The organism is Micromonospora sp. WMMD737, assembly GCF_049179055.1.
Lineage (GTDB): Bacteria > Actinomycetota > Actinomycetes > Mycobacteriales > Micromonosporaceae > Micromonospora > Micromonospora reichwaldensis.
Genome location: NZ_JBMHMH010000001.1, coordinates 5,870,954 through 5,892,364, shown reverse-complemented (window position 1 = coordinate 5,892,364; position 21,411 = coordinate 5,870,954). Strand labels below are relative to the sequence as shown.

Genomic DNA, 21,411 nt, shown 5'->3' with positions numbered 1-21,411 from the left:
AAACGGACGCGCTGACCGTAGCCGCTCCCCTCCCGCCGGGGGATCAGCCGCGCGGCGGGAGTCCGCGATCAGCGGAGATGCAGGACGTCGCCGGCCGCCAGGGCACGGGTGCCGGCGGGGGTGGCGACCAGGAGCTGGCCGTCGGCGTCCACGCCGGTCGCGGTGCCGGTCACCTCGTCGCCGCCGGGCAGCAGCACGCGTACCTGCCGGTCGATCGTCGCGCAGCTCGCCAGGTAGGCGTCGCGCAGGCCGCTGGCGACCGCGTCCCCGCCGGCCGCGCGCCACTCGCCGTACCAGTCGGCGATCCCACGCAGCAGCGCCCGCAGCAGCGGGTCCCGGTCGGTGGCCGCCGCGCCGGCCAGTTGCAGGGAGGTCGCCGGCAGCCCCGTCGGGTTCTCCGGCAGCTCGTCGGCGCGCAGCGTGACGTTGAGGCCGACACCGAGCACGATCGCGGGCGGCCCGGCCGGAGACTGCCCCGGCACCGCCTCGGCGAGGATGCCGGCACACTTCGCGTCGCCGACGAGCAGGTCGTTCGGCCACTTCAGGCCCGCATCCAGCTCCGCCAGCCGGGTCACCGTCTCGACCAGGGCGACGCCGGCGAGCAGCGGCAGCCAGCCGTACCCCGTCTGGGGCGCCGACGGCCAGCCACGGTCGGCGACGGCCTCCCCGGGGCGGAGCAGCACGCTGGTGGCGATGCCGGCCCGGGCCGGCGACTGCCAGGCCCGGCCGCGCCGGCCGCGCCCGGCGGTCTGCCGCTCCGCGACCACCACCAGGCCCTCGGGCTCGCCGGCCCGGGCCGCCTCGGCGACGTCCGCGTTTGTCGAGCCGGTCTCGACGCGCAGGTCCAGGCGGGCCCAGGGCCCGTGCGGGGCGACCAGCGCCCGCCGCAGCCGCGCCGCCGACAGCGGCGGGCGGTCCAGATCGGTGTACGGCGAGCCCGGCATCCCGTCAGCCTACGGCCGCCCCCGTCCGGCCGACCGGGGACGTCGCGGCCCGGCTGAGGCGAACTGCACAGCGGCGGTGGCCTGAACCATCGTTATATTCCCAGGGTGACTACCGAGACCGGGATCAACATCCACAGCACCGCGGGCAAGCTGGCCGACCTGGATCGGCGGGTCGACGAGGCGGTGCACGCCGGGTCGGCGCGCGCGGTCGAGAAGCAGCACGCGAGGGGCAAGAAGACCGCCCGCGAGCGGATCGAGATGCTGCTCGACGAGGGTTCCTTCGTCGAGCTGGACGAGCTGGCCCGGCACCGGTCCACCAACTTCGGGTTGGCGAAGAGCCGCCCGTACGGCGACGGCGTCATCACCGGCTACGGCACCATCGACGGCCGGCAGGTCTGCGTCTTCGCCCAGGACTTCACCGTCTTCGGCGGCTCCCTCGGCGAGGTCTTCGGCGAGAAGATCGTCAAGGTCATGGACCTGGCCATGAAGATCGGCTGCCCGGTCGTCGGCATCAACGACTCCGGGGGCGCGCGCATCCAGGAGGGCGTCGCCTCGCTCGGTCTCTACGGCGAGATCTTCTTCCGCAACGTACGGGCCAGCGGCGTCATCCCGCAGATCTCCCTGATCATGGGCCCGTGCGCCGGCGGCGCGGTCTACTCCCCGGCGGTCACGGACTTCACGGTGATGGTCGACCAGACCTCGCACATGTTCATCACCGGCCCGGACGTCATCAAGACGGTCACCGGCGAGGACGTGGGCATGGAGGAGCTGGGCGGCGCCCGTACGCACAACTCGCGCAGCGGCAACGCGCACTACCTCGCCACGGACGAGCAGGACGCGATCGACTACGTCAAGGCGCTGCTGTCGTACCTGCCGTCGAACAACCTGGACGAGCCGGTGGTCTTCGACGCGCCCGCCGACCTCGACGTGACCGACGAGGACCGGGAGCTGGACACGCTGATCCCCGACTCGGCGAACCAGCCGTACGACATGCACCGGGTGATCGAGCACGTCCTCGACGACGGCGAGTTCCTGGAGGTCCAGCCGCTCTACGCGCAGAACATGGTCGTCGGCTACGGCCGGGTCGAGGGCCGACCGGTCGGCGTGGTCGCCAACCAGCCGATGCACTTCGCCGGCACCCTGGACATCGCCGCCTCGGAGAAGGCGGCGCGGTTCGTGCGCACCTGCGACGCGTTCAACATCCCGGTGCTCACCTTCGTGGACGTCCCCGGCTTCCTGCCCGGCACCGGCCAGGAGTGGGACGGCATCATCCGCCGGGGCGCGAAGCTCATCTACGCGTACGCCGAGGCCACCGTCCCGAAGGTCACCGTCATCACCCGCAAGGCGTACGGCGGGGCGTACGACGTGATGGGCTCCAAGCACCTCGGCGCGGATCTGAACTTCGCCTGGCCGACCGCGCAGATCGCGGTGATGGGGGCGCAGGGCGCGGTGAACATCCTCTACCGCTCGGAACTGGCCGCCGCCGAGGACCCGGCCGCCGTGCGGGCCGAGAAGATCGCCGAGTACGAGGACAAGCTCGCCAACCCGTACATCGCGGCGGAGCGCGGCTACGTGGACAGCGTCATCCCGCCGCACGAGACGCGCGCCCAGATCGTCCGCGCGCTGCGGGTGCTGCGCACCAAGCGCGAGACCCTGCCGCCGAAGAAGCACGGCAACATCCCGCTCTGACGCGGCCGACCCGTGCCCGGCCGACCCGCCGCCGGCCGGGCACGGGTCGGTCAGCAGCCTGGATTCGCCGACGCGCACATCCGGCGCGCCGCCGTCCTGCCCAGCGTCTGCAGGTCGGCGTAGCTCAGGCCGCCGGGGCGCGTTCCGGCGGTCGTGTCCTGCAGGGTCCCCGGGCTGAGCGCTACCACGGTGACCAGGTCGCCGACCCGCACCACCATCGTGACCTCGACCGCCTCGTCCGCGGCCGCCACCTTCCCGTTGGCCCGCAGGCGGGAGGGCAGCGACACGTGGCGCAACATCACGGACTCCTCGCCGGCGAATCCGCTGATCGGCGTCTCCCAGCGGTGCGTCTGGGTCGTCGCCACCGGACTGCCGCCAAAGAGCGTGGACTTCGTCAGCTGCCACTCGGCACAGGCGTTGAGCAGCAGCCCGACCAGGCCGAAGACCAGCCGGCCCTGGCCCGGATGGACACGGTAGACGTCCTGGGTGAGCGCCGGGCCCCGCGCCACCGGGCTCACCGGGGCCCAGAGCAGGGTCTGCGACCGCGAGTAGCGGGACGTGGGCGCCGCCGACGGCACGCCCCGCTCGCGGCCGCAGGACTCCAGCACCGGATCGACCCGTACCGGTTCCATCAGGCCGGCCTCGCCGAGCTGCACGCCGGTCCTCAGGGGCAGGTCCGCCGGGGCGAGCAGCGCGTCCTGCGGGATCTCGGTCGGCGCGGCGGTCGTCGGCGGCACGACGGTGGCGGCGGTCATGGGCGCCGGGACCGCGTCCTTCCGCCCGGCCCACTCCCCGACCGTCACGGCCGAGCCGGAGACGACGACGAGCACCGCGACGGCCGCCGTCAGCGCCGTACGCCTGCTGCGCCTGCGGGCCCGGGCGCGGATCTCCGCCGGCTCCGGCCAGCGGACCTCGCGCAGGTCCCGGTGCAGTCGCTCGACGAACGTCGTCTCGTCACGCATCGGCGGCCTCCTCCAGGTCAGAGACGGCGAGCAGCCCGGCGAGCGCGGCGCGCCCCCGGAAGAGTCGGGCCTTGACGGTGCCCACCGGGGCGGCCGTCTGCCGGGCCACCTCGGCGACCGGCATGCCGACCAGGTAGTAGAGGGCGATCGCGGTGCGCTGCTCCTCGGGGAGCCGGCGCAGGGCGGTGACCACCTCGACGGTGGCGGTGTCCGGGCCGGGCACGCTGTCGCCGGGGCCGTGGCGCAGGTAGGCGCGGGCCCGGCTGCGCAGGCTGCGCCACCGGCTGACCGCGATCCGGCTCGCCACCACCCGCACCCACGCCTCCGGCTCCTCGTACGCGCTCACCGTCGACCAACGCTGCCAGGCCCGGATGTACGCCTCCTGCACGGCGTCCTGCGCCTCGGCGAGGTCGCCCGTCAGCGCGTAGACGTAGCCGAGCAGCCGTTGGCGGCTGCCCCGGTAGAACTCGTCGAATCCGTCGACGTCCGGCACCTGCTACCTCCCCGTGACGGTCGCAGGGGACACGCGTCGGACGGTGCCGCCGGTTGCCCGGTCGACCTGTCATTTTCCGGGCGTCAGGCCGGCCTCGGTGAGGATCGGGCCGGCCAGCAGCAGCGCGCCGGCGCCGAGGGCGGCCAGGTTGACCAGGGCGAAGACGGTGACCCAGAAGAACGCCGGCAGCGGGGTGAGGCCGGCGAGCTGGTCGGCGTCGGAGGCGGGCATCCGACCCCGCGAGCGCAGCCGTTGCAGCTCCACCACCGGCCGCACCCCGCCGAGCAGCAGGAACCACACCCCGGCGTACGCGAACGCCGCCTGCACCTGCGGCTCGGCGTACCAGGAGACGGCGAGGACCACCCCGCCGGTGACCAGCAGCGAGAGCACGCCGAAGACGTTGCGGATCATGATCAGCATGGCCAGCAGCAGCGCCACGGCGACCCAGAGCAGCAGGGTGATCCGGTTGCCGCCGAGCAGCCACGCGCCGGCCAGCCCGACCAGCGGCGGGGCGACGTAGCCGGCGAGCAGGGTGAGGATCATCCCCGGGCCGGTGGGCCGGCCGGCGGAGAGAGTCAGCCCCGAGGTGTCCGAGTGCAGCCGGATGCCGTGCAGCCGGCGGCCGGTGAGCAGGGCGGCCAGCGCGTGCCCGCCCTCGTGGGCGATGGTGATGGCGTTGCGGGCGATCCGCCAGGGCAGCCGGGTGGAGACGACCACCAGGGCGACGGCGGCGGTCAGCAGCACCAGCAGGGGCGGTGGGTCCGGCTGCGCCGCGAACAGCTTGTCCCAGAGACCGCCGAGCCCGTCGATCGACACCATGGGGCGCGAGCCTACCGGCCCCGACCTGTGTCGCTGCGTCCTCGTCGGCCCGTATCGTGGAAGGCTGATCCGGTGGCGACAGGAACGGGAGGTGGACGCCGGTGACCGCGGCACCCCTGGAACCCCACGTCGGCCTGTGGACCGAGGCCGAGTACCTCGCCATGGGCGAGACGCCGAACCGGATCGAGTTGCTCGACGGGAGCCTGATCGTGAGCCCTGCCCCGAGCAAGCGGCACCAGCGGGTGTCGCGGCTACTGGCCAACAGCCTGGACGACGCCGCGGGTGTCCTCGCGGTCTTCGAGGCGGTGAACGTCCGGCTCGGCGTCGACCGCATCGTCATCCCCGACGTGGTGGTGGCCGACACCGACGACGAGGGCACCGTCGTCGAGGCGGGCGAGGTCGTCCTCGTCTGCGAGATCGTCTCGCCGGGGAACGCGGCCGCCGACCGGTTGGTCAAGATGCAGCTCTACGCGATCGCCGGGATCCCGTGGTACCTGCTGGTGGAGCAGGACGGCGCCGGCCACTCGCTACGGCTGCACCGGCTCGACGGCGCGCACTACGTCGAGGACCAGGTGGCGAAGCCGGGCGAGGAGTTCCGGATGGCCGAGCCGATCCGCTGGCGCGTCGACCCGGCCACGCTGCGCTGAGGCGGAGAGCGCCTCACCCGGTCCGCTCGCCGGCGGCGGAGACACCCGCCGTCAGGGTGGCCGGCTTCCGCCGTTCATGAAGATTTCCTTAGCTCCCCTTGCCATTCGGGGCACTTATCTCCAAAGATGAACGTCTATTCAGTCCGGCGTCCTTGGAGGCATCCATGACCCGTACCGGAACATCCCTGCGGCGGCTGCTGGCCGCCACCCTGGCGGCCCTCGCCACCGCGGCGGCGGGGCTCGTCGCGACCGCGACCCCCGCGGCGGCCGCCACCACGCCCGGCATCGACGTGTCCCACTACCAGGGCGCCATCAACTGGACCAGCGTCCGCAACGCGGGCATCCAGTTCGCCTTCATCAAGGCGACCGAGGGCACCAGCTACAAGGACCCGAGGTTCAACACGAACTACGTGGCCGCCTACAACGCCGGCGTCATCCGGGGCGCGTACCACTTCGCCCGGCCCAACATCTCCTCCGGGGCGGTGCAGGCGAACTACCTGGCCTCCAACGGTGGCGCCTGGTCGGCTGACAGCCGCACCCTCCCAGCCGCGCTGGACCTCGAGGCCAACCCGTACGCGGGCGGCTACTGCTACGGCCTGAGCACCACGGGCATGCGGAACTGGGTCCAGGACTTCCTCAACACCTACCGGGCGCGCACCGGCCGCTACGCCGTCATCTACACGACCACGAGCTGGTGGAACCAGTGCACCGGCAGCTGGAGCGCCCCGTGGGCGAACCACCCGCTCTGGGTCGCCCGCTGGTCGAGCACCGTCGGCGCGCTGCCGGCCGGGGCGCCGTTCTGGAGCTTCTGGCAGTACACGGACCGGGGCAGCGTCGCCGGAATCAGCGGCGGGGTCGACCGCAACCACTGGAACGGTGACCGGAGCCGGCTGATCGCCCTGGCCAACAACACCTGAGCCTGAATCACCTGGGGAGGCGGTTGGCGGCAGCGGGATCGGTTGTCACCGTACGGTCGACGACTGGTCCGGCTGCCGCCATGCCGCTCTCCTGGGCATCAGACCTGCCGTCGGGCCGCCACGGGCACGGTCGCCGCGTTCTCGCGGGCGAGCGCGTTGCGCCGGGCGAAGCGCCGGACGCCCACCCCGGCGAGGGTGACGGTGACGACGCTGAGCAGCGCGAACAGCAGCGGCAGGCCGGCGGCGGCGAGCAACAGGACGATGTCGCCGAGGGCCACGAGCATCCACAGTGCCACTCGGGGCCGGGCGTCCCTGAGTCGGTAACCCATGTCGTACCCTCCCTTCCGTCGTGAAAGGTCAGATACCCCGTACGGCGGAAGATCATGCGAGTCGATCTCGCAACGGGCGCGAATCCCGCGGGTCAGTCCTTGCGGTCGGGCACGAAGCCCTTGGCGATCCGGTCGAAGTTGGCCAGGTTGGCCTGCCAGTCCTTCGCGGCGACCTCCCAGCGCAGGGCGTAGCCGCGGTTCTTGGCCGTGACGAAGCCCCGGTTGCGGACGTGGATCCGCGTGCCGTCGCGGGTCTCCAGCCACTCCCAGTCCGCGCAGGTCTTCCAGTAGTCGCAGCGCTTGATGCTCAGGTACTGGTAGTCCTTCACGAAGTTCTTGCGGGCCGATTCGGCCCCCTTCCAGTCGGCGTAGGCGTCCGACTTCGGGCTGGACGTCCACTGCACCAGCAGCTCGCCCGGCCCGCCGGGCTCGTCGAAGACGACGGTGTTCGCTCCGGCGTTGCGGCGCACCCAGTTCGCCGGGATCGGCACCGTGAAGCCGCCCGGGTCCTTGTGCAGCTTCCAGCCCGCCGGCAGCGCGTCCGGGGTCGGCGACGGGGTGGCCGACGGCGTCGGGCTCGGCGCGGCGCTCGTGGGCGGGGCCGGCGCGGAGGACTGCGGCGGCTGCCCCTGCGAGGTCGCCGCGCCGGTCGGGTCGGCCTGCGGGGTGCCGCCGCCGTCGCCACCGTCGCCGCTCGTCAGCATCGGCACGACCACCACCAGGCCGATCAGCAGCAGCGCCACCAGCGCCCCGATCAGCACGTTGCGCCGGGTGTTGTTCGGCTTCGTGCCGTCGGACGCCACGACCGTCGCCCGGCCGGACGGCGGGCTCACCGGCGCGGGCATCACCGAGGTGGGATTCGCCGGCCTGCCGGGCGCCGGGTCCACCGGCTCGGCCTTCGTGTCGTCGAGCGCGGGCTTCGGCGGGTCGACCTTCGCCGTCGGGGCCGTGTCCGAGGTGGAGGATCCGACCTTCGCGGTCGGCACGGAGTCCGAGGAGAGCGCAGCCGTCGCGTCCTCGGTGGTGGACGCCGCGGCGGCACCGGCGGCGGCCGCCGCCAGCGGCGCGCGCGGCGCCGGCGGGCTGACCGGCTTGTCGGGCCCGCCCTCGGCCGGTCGCGGCGCCGGCACCAGCGGCGGGCGCGGCTCACGCGGACCGTTCGGCCCCGGCCGGCGTACGCCGTCGAGCAGCGGAATCGTGCGGGTGCGCTTGCCGCCGGCGCGGCGCAGCAACTTCTCCGCCACCTCGGCGGTGATCCGCTCCTTCGGGTCCTTGCGCAGCAGGCCGTTGAGCACCGGCTTGAGCGGCCCGGCGTTCTTCGGCGGCGGCATCGGCTCGGTGGCGAGCGCCGCCAGGGTGGCGATCGCCGACGGTCGCGCGTACGGCGACTTGCCCTCGACCGCCGCGTAGAGGGTGGCGCCCAGCGACCAGAGGTCGGCCTCCGGCCCGGCGGTGCCCTCGCGGGCCCGCTCCGGCGAGATGTACGCGGGCGACCCCAGCACCATGCCCGTGCGGGTCACGTTCGGGTCGCCGGGAATCGTGGCGAGGCCGAAATCGGTCAGCACCACCCGGCCGTCGTCGCCGAGCAGCACGTTGCCGGGCTTGACGTCGCGGTGCATCACGCCGGCCTTGTGCGCCGACTTCAGCGCGGCCAGCACGCCCAGGCCGATCTCCACGGCACGCGCCGGCGTCACCGGGCCGTCCTCGGCGAGCGTGTCCTGCAACGACTTCGACGCCACGTACTCCATGACGATCCACGGGTCGCCGTCGGTACGCAGCACGTCGAAGATGCGGACCACGTTGATGTGGTTGAGCCGGGCGATGGCCCGGGCCTCACGCAGCGAGCGTTCCCGCATCTCGCGGCGCTCCTCGTCGGTGAGGCTGGGCGGCGGGACGAGTTCCTTGATCGCCACGTCCCGGTGCAGCACCTCGTCGCGCGCCTTCCACACCCGACCCATGCCGCCCTGACCGAGCGGCGAGAGAAGCCGGTATCGGTCAGCGACGAGTTGGGGCAGCGCGTTCGACATCGCCCAGACGGTACCCGGAGCCGACGACGCTCACACCGCCGGCACGCCACTGTGCGGTTCAGGTCAACCTCTCCGCCGCGTACGCTGACGCCATGTCTGCCGAAGAGCCGCTGTTCCGGGTCGTCCGCGGGGTCCCCACCGCCGAGGAACTGGCCGCGCTGGTGGGCGCGATCGTCGTACGGTCCCGCCCGGCCGCCGCGACCCCTCCGGTCGCCGCGTCCGCCTGGGCCCGCTCCGGCCGGCCCGTCGCGGCGGCGGTCGCCGGCCCCGGCGCCTGGCGGGCGTCCGGCCTGCCCCGCTGACCTTTTCCGCACGGATCACCGCAGCTCGGCGCCCCTGCACACCCGTGGGGCAGCCGGTGTGTGCCGGGGCGGGGCTGCCGACACCCCCGGGGACCGATTAACCTCACTCAGGGAAACGACGCAGTGACAGGCAGGGAGGACCGATGATCCCCGAGGAGGACGGTCCAGCGTCCTGGCTCCGCGGCTACGGCGGCATCGAGGCCGACATCCGCCAGCTCCGCGAGTTCGCCGACAAGCTCCAGGCCGAAGTGGAACGCAACTACGACCCGCACCTGTCGTACATCGCCGCGGACCTGACAGCACCGGTTCCCAACCCGGCCGACGCGTTCATCGAGCTGGTCGACTTCCTGCGCGCGCACCACGAGACCCAGCAGGCCACCGCCGACATGGTCTGGGGCGTCCGCGACGTCACCGGCCACCTGGCCGTCGCCGCCGGCACCGTCGCCACCCGCTACACCGGGTCCGACGCCTTCGCCGCCGCGCGCGTGACCGACATCGAGCGGGCCCTCGCCAACCCGGACCCCACAGCGCCTCGCGGCGCGCCGCCGATGCTGCCTGATCCCACCGGGCCGGAACCCGCGCCGGGACAGGGACGGGGACAGGGTCCGGTGGTGCTGCCATGATCGAACGGGGCACCGGCGGCCGCACGTCCGCCCTCACCGACTGGCGGCTGATGGACGTCGCCAGCATGTGGGCCTGCCTCCAGGACCACGACACCACCAACCACTGGAAGCAGGTCGCCGGCTGGCGCAAGATCTGCGACCTCGCCCGGATGCACCTGAGCCGGCTCCAGGAATACCGCAAAGGGCTCGCCGAGGCATGGCCCCCGGAGACCAACGAGGCGGCCCGGGCGTACGTCCGCGAGCTGGACGAGCTCATCGACAAGGTGCAGCGCACGCACGACGCGGCCAGCGCCAACTACACCGCGCTCTCCGCCGCCACGCAGGCCATCAGCGCCACCCGCACACAACTGAAGAAGATCTACGAGACGTACGCCGTCAAGGTCCAGGAGAAGCAGACGTACGACGCGACGCTCGCCGACCCGAAGGCGGCCATGGGCAGCCGGGTCCCCGATCGTCCGGTGACGGATGCGGACCTCGAACGCCTCAACGTCCAGGCGCGCGGCATCATGTACGGCCTCAGCGGCGAACTCCAACACGCCCGAGTAATGCTCCGCCAACCACCACCCAGACCTAAGCCTTCACCTGGCATAGACCAGCCCAACCCCGACGTCTACGGGGGCGCCAGCTCTGCTGCTCCAGTAATTCCTCCCGTCGTTCCCGTGCCGTTGTCAAGTTCGACTACTTCGTCCGTTGCACGGCCGACCGCCAACGCGCGACAGATCTCCGCGCCAACCATCCGTAACGTCGGTCCTGTCCTCGGCGGGGTCAATCCCGGTGTAGCGCCTTCTCCAATCAATCCCGCAATGCCAGGTGCAACTCCACCCGGCCTCCCCGCTGGCTCCGGCAGTGGACCGATGCCTGCGATGCCGCCAAACGTGCGGCCCGGACACGGGATCTCTGGGTTGCCGATCGGTCAGCCTGGCCCTAGCAGCCGGCCGGTCAACGGAGCCATTCCGGGGCTCCCGCCTGCCACGCCGCCGGCATCACCGCGGCCCATGCCACCAGGTGGTCTGATCGGCGGAACCCCCGGAATGGGATTTGGACCATCGAGTGGCAGCGGTGCACAGCAACGTCGAGTTAACCCGATTGGTGGAGTAATCGGTGGCGGGGGCGCAGGCACCGCTCCGACCGGGGGCGCAGGCTCCCGCCCTGGGGCTGGCCGCAACTTAAGCGCGGTGCAGGGTATATCGCCAATCGGTGGAGCACCCGGCATGGGCACTGCACGTGCAGGCGGGGTGCCGGGCCGGTCGGGGCGGTACGACGGCAGCGACAAGGAGTCGCGACACTGGGATCCGGACCACCCATGGGAAGTGGACCGAGGCGTAAGCCCGGTAGTCCGCCCTCCGGACGAAGACGGCCCCATCGACCCAGGTCCGGCTATTGGCTTCAACCGTTGAAGACGAGGACCATTCAAGCCGCCTTGGCGCTCTTTAGTCTTACGGCGGCGCTTCTGCTACCGACCACCTCACATGCTTCGTCCACACGCACTGCTCCAGATCTGCACGGCCGCGACCGAATCCGGGGGGATCAGTGGCATCTGAGCTTCCTCAGAGTCGCCGAAGCGCACCGGATCAATCAAGGTGAAGGTGTAACCGTCGCGGTGCCAGACACCGGCGTTTACCCGCATCCCGATCTTGCCAGAAATCTGCGCCAGGGCACAGATTTCGTTGCTGGAGGTAGCGGCGACGGCAGGCAAGACCGAGACAGTCATGGAACGGGCATGGCAGGACTAATCGCTGCCCATGGAGACACTGGCAGCAAGGGGGCCCTCGGCATGGCACCAAGGGCAAAGATCCTGCCCATACGAGTAAAAATAGGCAACCAGGAAGGCACTAGCCATCAATTAGCGGATGCGATAAACTTCGCAATTACCAAGAATGTCAAGGTAATCAGCGTTTCAGCAACAGGGGCGGCAGATAGCCGGTTACTTACGGCAGTCGAAGCCGCGCTCCGCGCGGACATTGTTGTTGTCGCCGGAGCAGGCAACAAGCCAATTAGCCAACGAGTCGGCTTCCCCGCCTCTCACCCCGGCGTAATTGCAGTGGGCGGGATCGACCGAACCGGCCGTGTTGCCGCCGTCTCGGTTACTGGCCCCGAGGTTGATTTGGTAGCACCTGCTGTCGACATCTATAGCACAAGCGTGGACGGCAAGTACCGGAAAGGGACAGGAACCTCGGACTCCACAGCCATCGTCGCTGGGGCGGCAGCGTTGATCCGGTCCAAGTACCCGTACCTGCCTGCCTCCGAGGTGGCGCACAGGCTCACCGCCACAGCGATCGACAAGGGCCCGCCGGGACGGGACGACGAGTACGGCCACGGGGTCATCGACCTGGTGGCGGCGTTGACGGCTGACGTACCGCCGATGGGTTTCGGATCGGCGACGGCGAGCGTGCCGGCCCACACCCCCTCGACCACGACGGCGGTAGCGGAGCCGGCGGGCGACGGGAACGGCACGGCGACGGCCCGTGGCCTGGTCACCCTCGGCGTGATCGTGGCGGCCGGCGGCGCGTGGACGTTCATCGCCCGTCGGCGTCGTCGGGGCGACGACCCGCCGCCCCGCGTCAGTCGCTGAGCAACCCGGAGGACGGAGACGGGCGAGGAAGGGGGCGACACGTCCCACCCGGGACGTCGTCGTCCCGGTCAGCCGGTAACGTCGGCGACGTGCCGAAGTCCTTGCCGCTCCGCCTCGTGCTCGCCTCCGCCAGCCCTGCCCGCCGCAAGATTCTCCAGGCCGCCGGGATCGAGACGGACGTGCTGGTCAGCGGCGTCGACGAGCCCCTCGTGGTCACGGATCGGGCCGAGGAGCTCTGTCTGGAACTGGCCCGACTGAAGGCGCAGGCGGTACTCACCCGGCTGCGGCCGGCCGACGACCAGCGGACGCTGGTGATCGGGTGCGACTCGGTGCTGGCCTTCGACGGGGAGATCTTCGGCAAGCCGAGCGACGCAGCCGACGCCACCCGGCGCTGGGAGCGGATGCGCGGGCGCAGCGGCGTGCTGCACAGCGGGCACTGCCTGATCGACGTCGAGGCGGGGCGGCGGGCCGAGGCGGTCGCCTCCACCGTCGTGCACTTCGCCGACATCGGCGACGACGAGATCGCCACGTACGTCGGTACGGGCGAGCCGCTGGCCGTGGCGGGTGCCTTCACGATCGACGGCCTGGGTGGGCCCTTCGTGGAGCGGATCGAGGGTGATCCGAGCACGGTCATCGGGCTCAGCCTGCCGATGCTGCGCCGCCTTCTCGCCGAGTTGGACCTGCGGATCACAGATTTGTGGACAAAGGTCGCGCCCGGCAACCAGACGGTCGAGCCGCTCGGTTAGCGTCCGTTGATGACCACCAAGTCGATCCCGCTCACGTCGGAACTGCATTCGTACCTGGTCGGGCACGGGACGCCGCCGGACGAGATCATGCGGGACCTGGCCGAGGAGACCCGCGCGGCCCTGCCGAACGACGCGCAGATGCAGGTCGCACCGGAGCAGGCAGCCTTCCTGACCTTCCTCACCCGGCTGCTCGGGGTGCGGCAGGCCGTCGAGGTGGGCACGTTCACCGGCCTCTCGTCGCTGGCGATCGCCCGTGGGCTGCCCGAGGGCGGGCGGCTGACCTGCTTCGACATCTCTGAGGAGTTCACCGGCATCGCCCGGCGGTACTGGGCCCGCGCCGGCGTGGACGACCGGATCGAGCTGCGCATCGGCCCGGCCGGCGACACGCTGCGCGAGCTGCCCCACGAGCGCCACCTGGACTTCGCGTTCATCGACGCCGACAAGACCGGTTACCCGGTCTACTGGGCGGAGCTGGTGCCCCGGATGCGTCCCGGTGGGGTGATCGCGGTCGACAACGTGCTGCGTGGTGGCCGGGTGATCGCCCCGCAGAACGCCGACGACCGGGCCATCGCGGCGTTCAACGACGAGGTGCTCGCCGACGTCCGCGTCGACGCGGTGATGCTCCCGATCGCCGACGGCCTCACCCTGGCCCGAGTGCACTGACGCCCCACCTCATCGCGATCTTGGTAGGAAACGGCCCCTGGAGGGGCCGTTTCCTACCAAGATCCAGCGGGACCCAAGCTCCACCGGGACCCAAGCTCCACCGGAACCCAGGGTCCACCGGAACCCAAGATCCACCGGGACGCAAGATCCACGGGAGATGCAAGAACCGCCGGAGGACGCAAGAACCGCCGGAGATCCAAGATCCGCGAGGGGCGCTGGCGTCAGGCGGGGGTCGGGGATCGGATCTCGGCGGGGGCCGGGCGCAGGGCGCGGCCCAGGCGCGCGGCGAGCAGCGCAGCCGCCGCGATGAAGGCCGGCAGCAGCAGGAAGGCCAGGTGCGGTCCGACGCCGTCGGCCACCCAGCCGAGCGCGACCGGCGCGATCCCGAAGCCCACCCCCATCGAGTACGACGCGTAGCCGGCCGCCCGGTCCGCAGCCGGCCCGGCGACGGCGAGCGCGATCGAGATCGCCAGCGGGTAGTGCAGGGCGTTGCCGAGGCCGAGGACGACCAGGCCGGTGACGGCGAGCCAGCCGACCGGCGCGATCCAGAAGAGCGCGAACCCGGCCAGCGACACGCCCAGCGCGGCCAGCAGCAGCGGCACGGGCCGGTACCGCAGGGCGAGCCGGCCCCCGGCGAGCCGGCCCACGAACATGCCGCAGACGATCGCGGCGACGGCGGCCGAGGCGCCGCCGGCCGCCATCCCGGCGTGTGAGCGGAGCACGTCGGCCGTCCAGAGCGACAGGCAGACCTCGATCGAGCCGGTGACCGCCATCAGCACCCAGGCGATCCAGTACGCCACCGGCAGGCGCCGGCCGGGCCCGTGGGCGCCGGCCACCGAGGCCACCCCGCCGGAAGCCGAAGACCCGGAAGCCCGAGTGCCGGGAGCCGAAGAGCCGGCAGCCGCGGCAGCGGGGGCGGGCTGCGGCAGGCGTACGCGGAAGGTCACGGCGGCCAGCGCGACCAGCGCGATCAGGCCGACCTCGACGGCCATCGCCGGTCGCCAGCCCCATCCTGCGTCGACGCTGGCGCCGATGACCAGCGGGGCGAGGATGCCGGCGCCGGCGCAGACGGCGTTGGCCTCGGTCAGCGCCGCTGGCGCGCCGGCGCCGTGCCGGTCGGTGAGTACCACGGACACGCCGCTGATCACCAGCATGCCGAAGGTGGCGATCACGGCTACGGCGGTGATCGTGGCGGGCAGGGCGCGGACGACGCCCAGGGCGGCGACGCCGGCCGCCACGCCCGCCAGCCCGACCCAGATCGCCCGGCCCCGGCCGAGGCGGCGGGCCAGGGGTGCGAAGAGCGCCCCGCCGGCCAGCGCGCCGACGGCGATGCCGGTGCTGTGCAGGCTTGCGACGGCGGCGGAGGTGCCCTGTTCGTCGCGCAGCAGCGGCACGACCGGCCCGAAGCCGTAGAGGAAGAAGCCCCACAGTCCCAGCTGGGCGTAGGTCAGCCAGGTGAGCCGGTCACGGGTTAGCTGGGGCACCGGCCTCACGCTACAAGCGTCGGGCCGGCGCCCCGCCCGTGGTGAGAGGCAACTCTCCCCCGGCGTCAGGAAGGGCACCTTCCTCTACCGCAGGCGTCAGGAAGGTGCCCTTCCTTACACCTCAGCGGACGCTGCGGGCGAACTGGCGGGCGGCCCAGACGACGCCGGCGGCGGCGAGGAGGGCGATGATGCCGAGCCCCTGCCAGACCTTGTCGTCGCCGAGCTGGCCGGCGAAGAGGGCCCGGGTGCCGTCGACCGCCCAGGAGAACGGGTTCCACTCGGCGATGCCCTGGAGCCAGCCGGGGGCGAAGGTCAGCGGCAGCAGGATGCCGGAGAGCAGCAGCACCGGCTGGGCCACGGTGTTCATCAGCGGCGCCAGCGCGTCCTCGCTCTTGACCTTGAGCGCGATGCCGTAGGAGACGGCCGAGGTCATCAGCGCGATCAGGGCCAGCATGAGGTACGCCAGCAGCAGGTCGACGAGGGAGACGCGCAGGTCGAACAGGAGCGCGAGCAGGGTGATGATGACCGCCTGCACGATGAGCGACACCACGTCGCGCAGCGAGCGGCCGAGCAGCAGGGCGAGGCGGCTGACCGGGGTGACCCGGGAGCGTTCGATGACCCCGGCGCGCAGCTCGGCGATCAGGCCGAAGCCCTGGAAGAGGCCGCCGAAGATGGCCAGCAGCACCAGCAGGCCGGGTACGAAGATCTTGTAGGCCTCCGCCTGGGTGGGCGCGTTCAGCGCCGGCTTGAGCAGTGGGGCGAAGAGCAGCAGGTACATCACCGGCTGGAAGACGCCGACGAAGACCCAGACGGGGTTGCGCAGCAGTAGCTGGAGCTGCCGCTGGAAGATCAGCCAGGTGTCACGGGCGAGTTTCATGGGATCTCTCCGGTCGGGATCAGGACTCGCGCAGCGAGCGGCCGGTCTTGGTGAGGAAGACGTCGTCGAGGCTGGGCCGGTGCAGCTCGATGGACCTGAGCCCGAGGCCGGCGGTGTCGACGCGGCGCAGGATCTGCGGGATGGCGGTGGCGCCCTCGTCGACGTAGAGGCGTAGCCCGCCCTCCTCGGCGGTCTCCAGCTTGTTGACGTACGACTCGCCGTCGAGCAGCTGCGCGGCCTGCGGGGTGGCCGCCGCGTCGAGCCCGACCAGCACGACGTCGCCGGAGATCTCGCGCTTCAGCTCCGTCGGGGTGCCCTCCGCGACCACCTCGCCGTGATCCATGATCGCGATCCGGTCGCAGAGCGCGTCGGCCTCCTCCAGGTAGTGGGTGGTGATGAAGACGGTCATGCCGTCGCCCCGCAGCCGGCGGATCTCGTCCCACATGTGCGCCCGGCTCTGCGGGTCGAGGCCGGTCGTCGGCTCGTCGAGGAAGACGATGCTCGGCTCGTGGATGATGCCGAGGGCGATCTCCACCCGTCGGCGCTGACCGCCGGAGTAGGTCTTGCACTTGCGGTCGGCGTACTCGGTGAGCTGGAAGGCGTCGAGGGCGCGGGCGGCCCGCCGGTGCGCGTCGGCCTTGCCGATGCCGTACATCCGGGCGTGCAGGACGAGTTCCTCCCGGGCGGTGGACTCGTCCCACGTGCTGCCGCCCTGGGCGACGTAGCCGATGCGGCGGCGCACCTCGGCCGGGTCCTTGCGCAGGTCGGCACCGGCGACGGTCGCCTCGCCGCCGTCCGGCTCGATGAGCGTGGCCAGCATCCGCAGGGTGGTGGTCTTGCCGGCGCCGTTGGGGCCGAGGAAACCGAAGATCTCCCCCTCGGTGACCTTCAGGTCGACGCCGCGTACCGCGTCGACGGTCTTCGTCTGGCGACCCTCTCGGGAGCGGAACGACTTCCGCAACCCTCTGGTCTCGATCATCTCTGCTCCTGGTCGTCCGGGCCGGTGCCACCGGCCACCTGTCTGTCCCTCGGAGACGACGCCGGACGGCATGCTTCCCCCGTGGCGCCCCGGGCAGGCTAACGCGATATAGCTCTTTTGGTCAACGTTGATTATTCGCCCTCCGTCGGTCGGGGCGGCAGCCGCTCCTCCCAGCCCTCCCAGCCCTGCGCCCGCTCCAGCCCCTCGGGCAGGTACGACACCCCCGACTCGATCCGTTCCGCGATCCGCTCGCACCAGGAGATCTCCGCCTCGGAACGGGCGGTCCAGAGTTCGAACATCCACCCCACGTGCACCGGCTTGGTCGAACGCATCCAGCCAGAACTCAACGACGTACGCATCCACTCGACACCGGCGCGCAGCAGGTTCGCCCGGTTGCGCAGGGCGGCCGCCGCCTCCTCGCGCGGCATCGCGGGCAGGAAGGAGAACGCCGCCGCGAACGGATCCGGCGGCTCGTGCAGCTGCCACCACAGGCCGCGCAGCAGCGACTCGAACTCCTCCTCGCCCTTCGGCGTCACCTCGTACGTGGTGCGGGCCGGACGGGCGCCCACCTGCTCGGTGGCCACCTCGCGCAACAGCCCTTCCTGGGTCAGCTTGCGCAGGGCGTGGTAGATCGATCCGGGCTGCACGTTCGCCCACCTGTCGGCGCTCCAACTGAGCAGCTCACGGCGCACGTCGTAGCCGTGCACGGGCTGCATCCAGCGCACCAGCCCGAGGATCATCATTCGTGTGGCAGACACCGGACGAGCGTAATAAGCAAATTTGACTAGGGCGCGGTGAACAGTGCGGCATCCCACACTGAGCGATCGTTAGGGCCGCCACGGTGGCCGATACACTCCCGGTCAGTGACCCTCCGGGAGGAGCCAGCAAGGTGCGCAAGGTACTCATCGCCAACCGCGGCGAGATCGCCGTCCGCGTCATCCGCGCCTGTCGCGACGCCGGCCTCGGCAGCGTCGCCGTCTACGCGGACTCCGACCGGGACGCCCTGCACGCCACGCTGGCCGACGAGGCGTACGCGCTCGGCGGGGACACCGCCACCGACACGTACCTGCGGATCGACAAGCTGCTGGAGGTCGCCGCGAAGGCCGACGCCGACGCGATCCACCCCGGCTACGGCTTCCTCTCCGAGAACGCCGACTTCGCCCAGGCCGTGATCGACGCCGGGCTGACCTGGATCGGCCCCACCCCGCAGGCGATCCGGGACCTCGGCGACAAGGTCACCGCCCGGCACATCGCCCAGCGCGCCGGCGCGCCCCTGGTGCCCGGCACCCCCGACCCGGTCGGCGGCCCCGACGAGGTGTTGGCGTTCGCCGTCGACCACGGCCTGCCGGTCGCCATCAAGGCCGCCTTCGGCGGCGGCGGGCGCGGGCTCAAGGTGGCCCGCACCATGGAGGAGATCCCGCACCTTTTCGAGTCGGCCACCCGCGAGGCGGTCGCCGCGTTCGGCCGGGGCGAGTGCTTCGTCGAGCGCTACCTGGACCAGCCGCGCCACGTCGAGGCGCAGGTGCTGGCCGACCGGCACGGCAACGTGATCGTGGTCGGCACCCGGGACTGCTCGCTCCAGCGCCGCCACCAGAAGCTGGTCGAGGAGGCCCCCGCGCCGTTCCTCACGGACGCGCAGCGCGCCCAGATCCACGACAGCGCCAAGGCCATCTGCCGCGAGGCGGGCTACCACGGCGCCGGCACGGTGGAATACCTGGTCGGCGCCGACGGCACCATCTCGTTCCTGGAGGTCAACACCCGCCTCCAGGTCGAGCACCCGGTCACCGAGGAGACCGCCGGCATCGACCTGGTCCGCGAGCAGTTCCGGATCGCCGACGGCGAGCGGCTGCGGTTCACCGAGGACCCGACGCCGCGCGGGCACTCGATCGAGTTCCGGATCAACGGCGAGGACCCGGGCCGCAACTTCCTGCCCGCCCCCGGCACGGTCACCGCGCTGCGGCTGCCCACCGGCCCCGGCGTCCGGGTCGACACCGGCATCTCCGCCGGCGACGTGATCGGCGGCAACTTCGACTCGCTGCTGGCCAAGGTGATCATCACCGGCGAGACGCGTACCGAGGCGCTGGAGCGCGCCCGGCGCGCCCTGGACGAGATGGTCGTCGAGGGCATGGCCACCGCGCTGCCGTTCCACCGGCTGGTCGTCCGGGACGAGGCGTTCACCGCCGAGCCCTTCACCGTGCACACGCGGTGGATCGAGACCGAGTTCGACAACACCGTCGCTCCGTTCACCGCCGCCGCCGGCCCCGCCGACGCGCCGGCCGAGCGGGAGACCGTCGTGGTCGAGGTCGGGGGCAAGCGGCTGGAGGTCAGCCTCCCCGTGGGCCTCGGCGGGGGTACGGCCACCGCCGCGCCCGCCGCGCGCAAGCCGGCCCGCCGGGGCGGCGGGACCAAGGCCGGCGCCGCCGTCAGCGGGGATGCGCTCACCTCCCCGATGCAGGGCACCATCGTCAAGATCGCGGTCGCCGACGGCGACACCGTGGCCGAGGGCGACCTGGTCGTTGTGCTGGAGGCGATGAAGATGGAACAGCCGCTGCACGCCCACAAGGCGGGCACCGTCAGCGGCCTCGCGGCCGAGGTCGGCGCCGTCATCACCGCCGGCGCGGCGATCTGCACCATCGCCTGAGGTGTAAGGAAGGGCACCTTCCTGTCGTTTCCGGTACAGGAAGGTGCCCTTCCCAACGGCGCAGCACGGCGCGGCGGTCAGCGCAGTTCGGCGCCCGCCACCGTCCGGACGGCGGCGGTCAGCGCGTCCAGGGTGGCGGAGTCCACCCGCCAGTGCTGCCAGTACAACGGGCGGTCCAGGTGACGCCCGGCGCCGAGGTCGACGCAGCGTCCGGCGGCCACGTCGGCGCGGGCGATCCGCTCCGGGACCAGTCCCCAGCCGAGCCCGAGCCGCACCGCCTCGTTGAAGCCGTCGAAGGACGGGACGTAGTGGACCGGCGGGTCGAGCCGACGCCGGGTGACGGTGCGGGCGAACCGCAGCTGGAGCTGGTCCTTGCGGTCGAACGCCATCATCGGCGCCGACGCCAGGGCGGCCTCGGTGAGACCGTCGGGGAAGTGGCGCGCCGCGAACCCGGTCTCGGCGAGGGCGACGTACCGCATGGCGCCCAGCCGCTCCACCCGGCAGCCCTGCACGGCCTCGCGCTGCGCGGTCACGGCCGCCATCGCCGTGCCGTCGCGGATCAGCTCCGCCGTGTGGTCCTCGTCGTCCCGGCGGACGTCGAACAGCAGCGCCAGCTCGGTGGGCAGCCGCGCCAGCGCGCCGACGAACCAGGTGCCCAGCGAGTCCCCGTTCGCCACGACCGTCACCCGGGTGGGCGCGGGCCCGCCGAGGGCGGGCCGGGCGGCGTGCAGCGCCTCCCGTTCCAGCAGGGCCACCTGCCCGGCGAGCCGTAGCAGCGGCCGGCCCGCGTCGGTGGCCCGGCACGGCTTCGTCCGCTGGACGAGCACCTGACCGACGGACTGCTCCAGCGCCTTGAGCCGCTGGCTGACGGCCGAGGGGGTGACGTGCAGGGACCGGGCCGCCGCCTCGAAGCTGCCCTCGCGGACCACCGCGGCGAAGGTCCGGAGCTGCGTGGTGTCCAGCATGATGAAGCAGAGCTTATCCGGCATGAGAATCTTTAGCTGGGCTGCATCACGTGGGGCTCGTAGCCTCGGCTCGTGCCCGACATCCTCAGCAGCTCCGTGGCCGGCTCCGCCGCCGCCGGTTTCTCCCTCGCCATCGCGCTGATCGCCGCCATCGGCGCGCAGAACGCCTTCGTCCTGCGGCAGGGCCTGCGCCGCGAGCACGTCCTGCCGGTCGTCGCCGTCTGCGCCGCGTCCGACGCGCTGCTCATCGCGCTCGGCATCGCCGGCATGGGCGGCGCGACGGCGGAGCACCCCACCGCGCTCACCGCCGTCCGGTGGCTCGGCGCCGCGTTCCTGCTCGGGTACGCCGCGCTGGCCGCCCGCCGCGCGCTGCGTCCCGGCGCGCTCTCCCCCGCCGACCGGCCGCCGGCCACGCTCGGGGCGACGCTGCTGGCCTGCCTCGCGTTCACCTACCTCAACCCGCACGTGTACCTCGACACCGTCCTCCTGCTCGGCGGGGTGGCCCGCCAGCACCCGCACCACTGGGTCTTCGGCGCGGGCGCCGCGCTGGCCAGCGTGGTCTGGTTCACGGTCCTCGGCGCCGCCGCCCACCGGCTCGCGCCCGTGCTTGCCCGCCCGGTGGCGTGGCGGATCATCGACGGGACGGTGGCCGTCGTGATGGTGGCGGTCGCGGCCACCCTGCTGGTCGACTGACGACGCACACCCGCCGGTCGGGGTGTTTTCGGCTACCAC

Annotated in this window: 23 protein-coding genes; 11 read left to right on the top strand and 12 right to left on the bottom strand. The window is 72.2% G+C overall.

Annotated features, from left to right (window positions below):
* Window positions 1–68: 68 nt before the first annotated feature.
* Window positions 69–944 (bottom strand): biotin--[acetyl-CoA-carboxylase] ligase, encoded by an 876-nt coding sequence (locus tag ACN27A_RS26280; protein WP_421457251.1) that lies wholly within the window; start codon window positions 942–944, stop codon window positions 69–71.
* 105 nt (window positions 945–1,049) lie between these two features.
* Here ACN27A_RS26280 and ACN27A_RS26275 point away from each other — a divergent pair, with 105 nt between their 5' ends.
* Complete coding sequence (locus ACN27A_RS26275; RefSeq protein WP_421457250.1) at window positions 1,050–2,633, top strand: acyl-CoA carboxylase subunit beta; 1,584 nt, start codon at window positions 1,050–1,052, stop codon at window positions 2,631–2,633.
* A gap of 50 nt (window positions 2,634–2,683) precedes the next feature.
* Here ACN27A_RS26275 and ACN27A_RS26270 read toward each other — a convergent pair whose 3' ends face one another.
* From ACN27A_RS26270 to ACN27A_RS26260, 3 genes are all read right to left on the bottom strand, one after another.
* On the bottom strand, window positions 2,684–3,595 hold the full coding sequence (locus ACN27A_RS26270; RefSeq protein WP_421457249.1) for a hypothetical protein: 912 nt from the start codon (window positions 3,593–3,595) through the stop codon (window positions 2,684–2,686).
* Complete coding sequence (locus ACN27A_RS26265) at window positions 3,588–4,088, bottom strand: SigE family RNA polymerase sigma factor (RefSeq protein WP_421457248.1); 501 nt, start codon at window positions 4,086–4,088, stop codon at window positions 3,588–3,590. The genes ACN27A_RS26270 and ACN27A_RS26265 overlap by 8 nt, the downstream gene beginning before the upstream one ends.
* A gap of 69 nt (window positions 4,089–4,157) precedes the next feature.
* On the bottom strand, window positions 4,158–4,907 hold the full coding sequence (locus tag ACN27A_RS26260; protein ID WP_421457247.1) for a M50 family metallopeptidase: 750 nt from the start codon (window positions 4,905–4,907) through the stop codon (window positions 4,158–4,160).
* A 101-nt stretch (window positions 4,908–5,008) separates the two neighbouring features.
* Here ACN27A_RS26260 and ACN27A_RS26255 point away from each other — a divergent pair, with 101 nt between their 5' ends.
* A complete protein-coding gene (locus ACN27A_RS26255; protein ID WP_421457246.1) occupies window positions 5,009–5,554 on the top strand; it encodes a Uma2 family endonuclease in 546 nt (181 codons plus the stop codon).
* A gap of 164 nt (window positions 5,555–5,718) precedes the next feature.
* Window positions 5,719–6,471: a GH25 family lysozyme gene (locus ACN27A_RS26250; RefSeq protein WP_421457245.1), complete on the top strand. Its 753-nt coding sequence runs from the start codon at window positions 5,719–5,721 to the stop codon at window positions 6,469–6,471.
* A gap of 98 nt (window positions 6,472–6,569) precedes the next feature.
* Here ACN27A_RS26250 and ACN27A_RS26245 read toward each other — a convergent pair whose 3' ends face one another.
* Both ACN27A_RS26245 and ACN27A_RS26240 read right to left on the bottom strand, forming a co-directional pair.
* Complete coding sequence (locus ACN27A_RS26245; protein ID WP_132233328.1) at window positions 6,570–6,800, bottom strand: hypothetical protein; 231 nt, start codon at window positions 6,798–6,800, stop codon at window positions 6,570–6,572.
* Window positions 6,801–6,892: 92 nt separating this feature from the next.
* Window positions 6,893–8,827: a protein kinase domain-containing protein gene (locus ACN27A_RS26240; RefSeq protein WP_421457244.1), complete on the bottom strand. Its 1,935-nt coding sequence runs from the start codon at window positions 8,825–8,827 to the stop codon at window positions 6,893–6,895.
* A gap of 92 nt (window positions 8,828–8,919) precedes the next feature.
* Here ACN27A_RS26240 and ACN27A_RS26235 point away from each other — a divergent pair, with 92 nt between their 5' ends.
* The 3 genes from ACN27A_RS26235 to ACN27A_RS26225 all read left to right on the top strand — a co-directional run bounded on the left by ACN27A_RS26235 (window position 8,920) and on the right by ACN27A_RS26225 (window position 11,149).
* On the top strand, window positions 8,920–9,129 hold the full coding sequence (locus tag ACN27A_RS26235) for an acyl-CoA carboxylase subunit epsilon (protein WP_357577876.1): 210 nt from the start codon (window positions 8,920–8,922) through the stop codon (window positions 9,127–9,129).
* A 143-nt stretch (window positions 9,130–9,272) separates the two neighbouring features.
* Window positions 9,273–9,752 (top strand): hypothetical protein, encoded by a 480-nt coding sequence (locus ACN27A_RS26230; protein WP_421457243.1) that lies wholly within the window; start codon window positions 9,273–9,275, stop codon window positions 9,750–9,752.
* Window positions 9,749–11,149, top strand: coding sequence for a hypothetical protein (locus tag ACN27A_RS26225; protein WP_421457242.1), 1,401 nt, complete (start codon window positions 9,749–9,751; stop codon window positions 11,147–11,149). The genes ACN27A_RS26230 and ACN27A_RS26225 overlap by 4 nt, the downstream gene beginning before the upstream one ends.
* Window positions 11,150–11,217: 68 nt before the next feature.
* On the opposite strand, the gene ACN27A_RS26220 is transcribed toward ACN27A_RS26225, so the two are convergent.
* Window positions 11,218–11,463 (bottom strand): hypothetical protein, encoded by a 246-nt coding sequence (locus ACN27A_RS26220; RefSeq protein ID WP_421458758.1) that lies wholly within the window; start codon window positions 11,461–11,463, stop codon window positions 11,218–11,220.
* On the opposite strand from ACN27A_RS26220, the gene ACN27A_RS26215 reads away from it, so the two are divergent.
* From ACN27A_RS26215 to ACN27A_RS26205, 3 genes are all read left to right on the top strand, one after another.
* Window positions 11,353–12,324 carry a S8 family serine peptidase gene (locus ACN27A_RS26215; RefSeq protein WP_421458612.1) on the top strand — a complete coding sequence of 324 codons (972 nt, stop codon included), beginning with the start codon at window positions 11,353–11,355 and terminating at the stop codon, window positions 12,322–12,324. The genes ACN27A_RS26220 and ACN27A_RS26215 overlap by 111 nt on opposite strands.
* An 89-nt stretch (window positions 12,325–12,413) precedes the next feature.
* On the top strand, window positions 12,414–13,070 hold the full coding sequence (locus ACN27A_RS26210; protein WP_421457241.1) for a Maf family protein: 657 nt from the start codon (window positions 12,414–12,416) through the stop codon (window positions 13,068–13,070).
* Window positions 13,071–13,079: 9 nt separating this feature from the next.
* The gene (locus ACN27A_RS26205) at window positions 13,080–13,733 is read left to right on the top strand and encodes an O-methyltransferase (RefSeq protein WP_421457240.1); all 654 of its coding nucleotides are present in this window, start codon (window positions 13,080–13,082) and stop codon (window positions 13,731–13,733) included.
* 221 nt (window positions 13,734–13,954) lie between these two features.
* Here ACN27A_RS26205 and ACN27A_RS26200 read toward each other — a convergent pair whose 3' ends face one another.
* From ACN27A_RS26200 to ACN27A_RS26185, 4 genes are all read right to left on the bottom strand, one after another.
* Window positions 13,955–15,217 carry an MFS transporter gene (locus ACN27A_RS26200; RefSeq protein ID WP_421457239.1) on the bottom strand — a complete coding sequence of 421 codons (1,263 nt, stop codon included), beginning with the start codon at window positions 15,215–15,217 and terminating at the stop codon, window positions 13,955–13,957.
* 121 nt (window positions 15,218–15,338) lie between these two features.
* Window positions 15,339–16,094, bottom strand: a complete 756-nt coding sequence (locus ACN27A_RS26195) for an ABC transporter permease (protein WP_132233312.1) — start codon at window positions 16,092–16,094, stop codon at window positions 15,339–15,341.
* A gap of 19 nt (window positions 16,095–16,113) precedes the next feature.
* On the bottom strand, window positions 16,114–17,073 hold the full coding sequence (locus ACN27A_RS26190) for an ATP-binding cassette domain-containing protein (protein ID WP_421457238.1): 960 nt from the start codon (window positions 17,071–17,073) through the stop codon (window positions 16,114–16,116).
* 131 nt (window positions 17,074–17,204) lie between these two features.
* Window positions 17,205–17,816: a PadR family transcriptional regulator gene (locus tag ACN27A_RS26185; RefSeq protein WP_421458610.1), complete on the bottom strand. Its 612-nt coding sequence runs from the start codon at window positions 17,814–17,816 to the stop codon at window positions 17,205–17,207.
* Window positions 17,817–17,962: 146 nt separating this feature from the next.
* Between ACN27A_RS26185 and ACN27A_RS26180 the strand changes: the two genes are divergently transcribed.
* Window positions 17,963–19,714, top strand: coding sequence for an acetyl/propionyl/methylcrotonyl-CoA carboxylase subunit alpha (locus ACN27A_RS26180; protein WP_421457237.1), 1,752 nt, complete (start codon window positions 17,963–17,965; stop codon window positions 19,712–19,714).
* A 77-nt stretch (window positions 19,715–19,791) separates the two neighbouring features.
* Here the strand turns inward: ACN27A_RS26180 and ACN27A_RS26175 are convergent, their stop codons facing one another.
* Entirely contained in the window at window positions 19,792–20,679 is an 888-nt protein-coding gene (locus ACN27A_RS26175; protein WP_421458608.1) for a LysR family transcriptional regulator ArgP, read from the bottom strand.
* 96 nt (window positions 20,680–20,775) lie between these two features.
* Between ACN27A_RS26175 and ACN27A_RS26170 the strand changes: the two genes are divergently transcribed.
* The gene (locus ACN27A_RS26170) at window positions 20,776–21,372 is read left to right on the top strand and encodes a LysE/ArgO family amino acid transporter (RefSeq protein ID WP_421458605.1); all 597 of its coding nucleotides are present in this window, start codon (window positions 20,776–20,778) and stop codon (window positions 21,370–21,372) included.
* Window positions 21,373–21,411 lie beyond the last annotated feature (39 nt).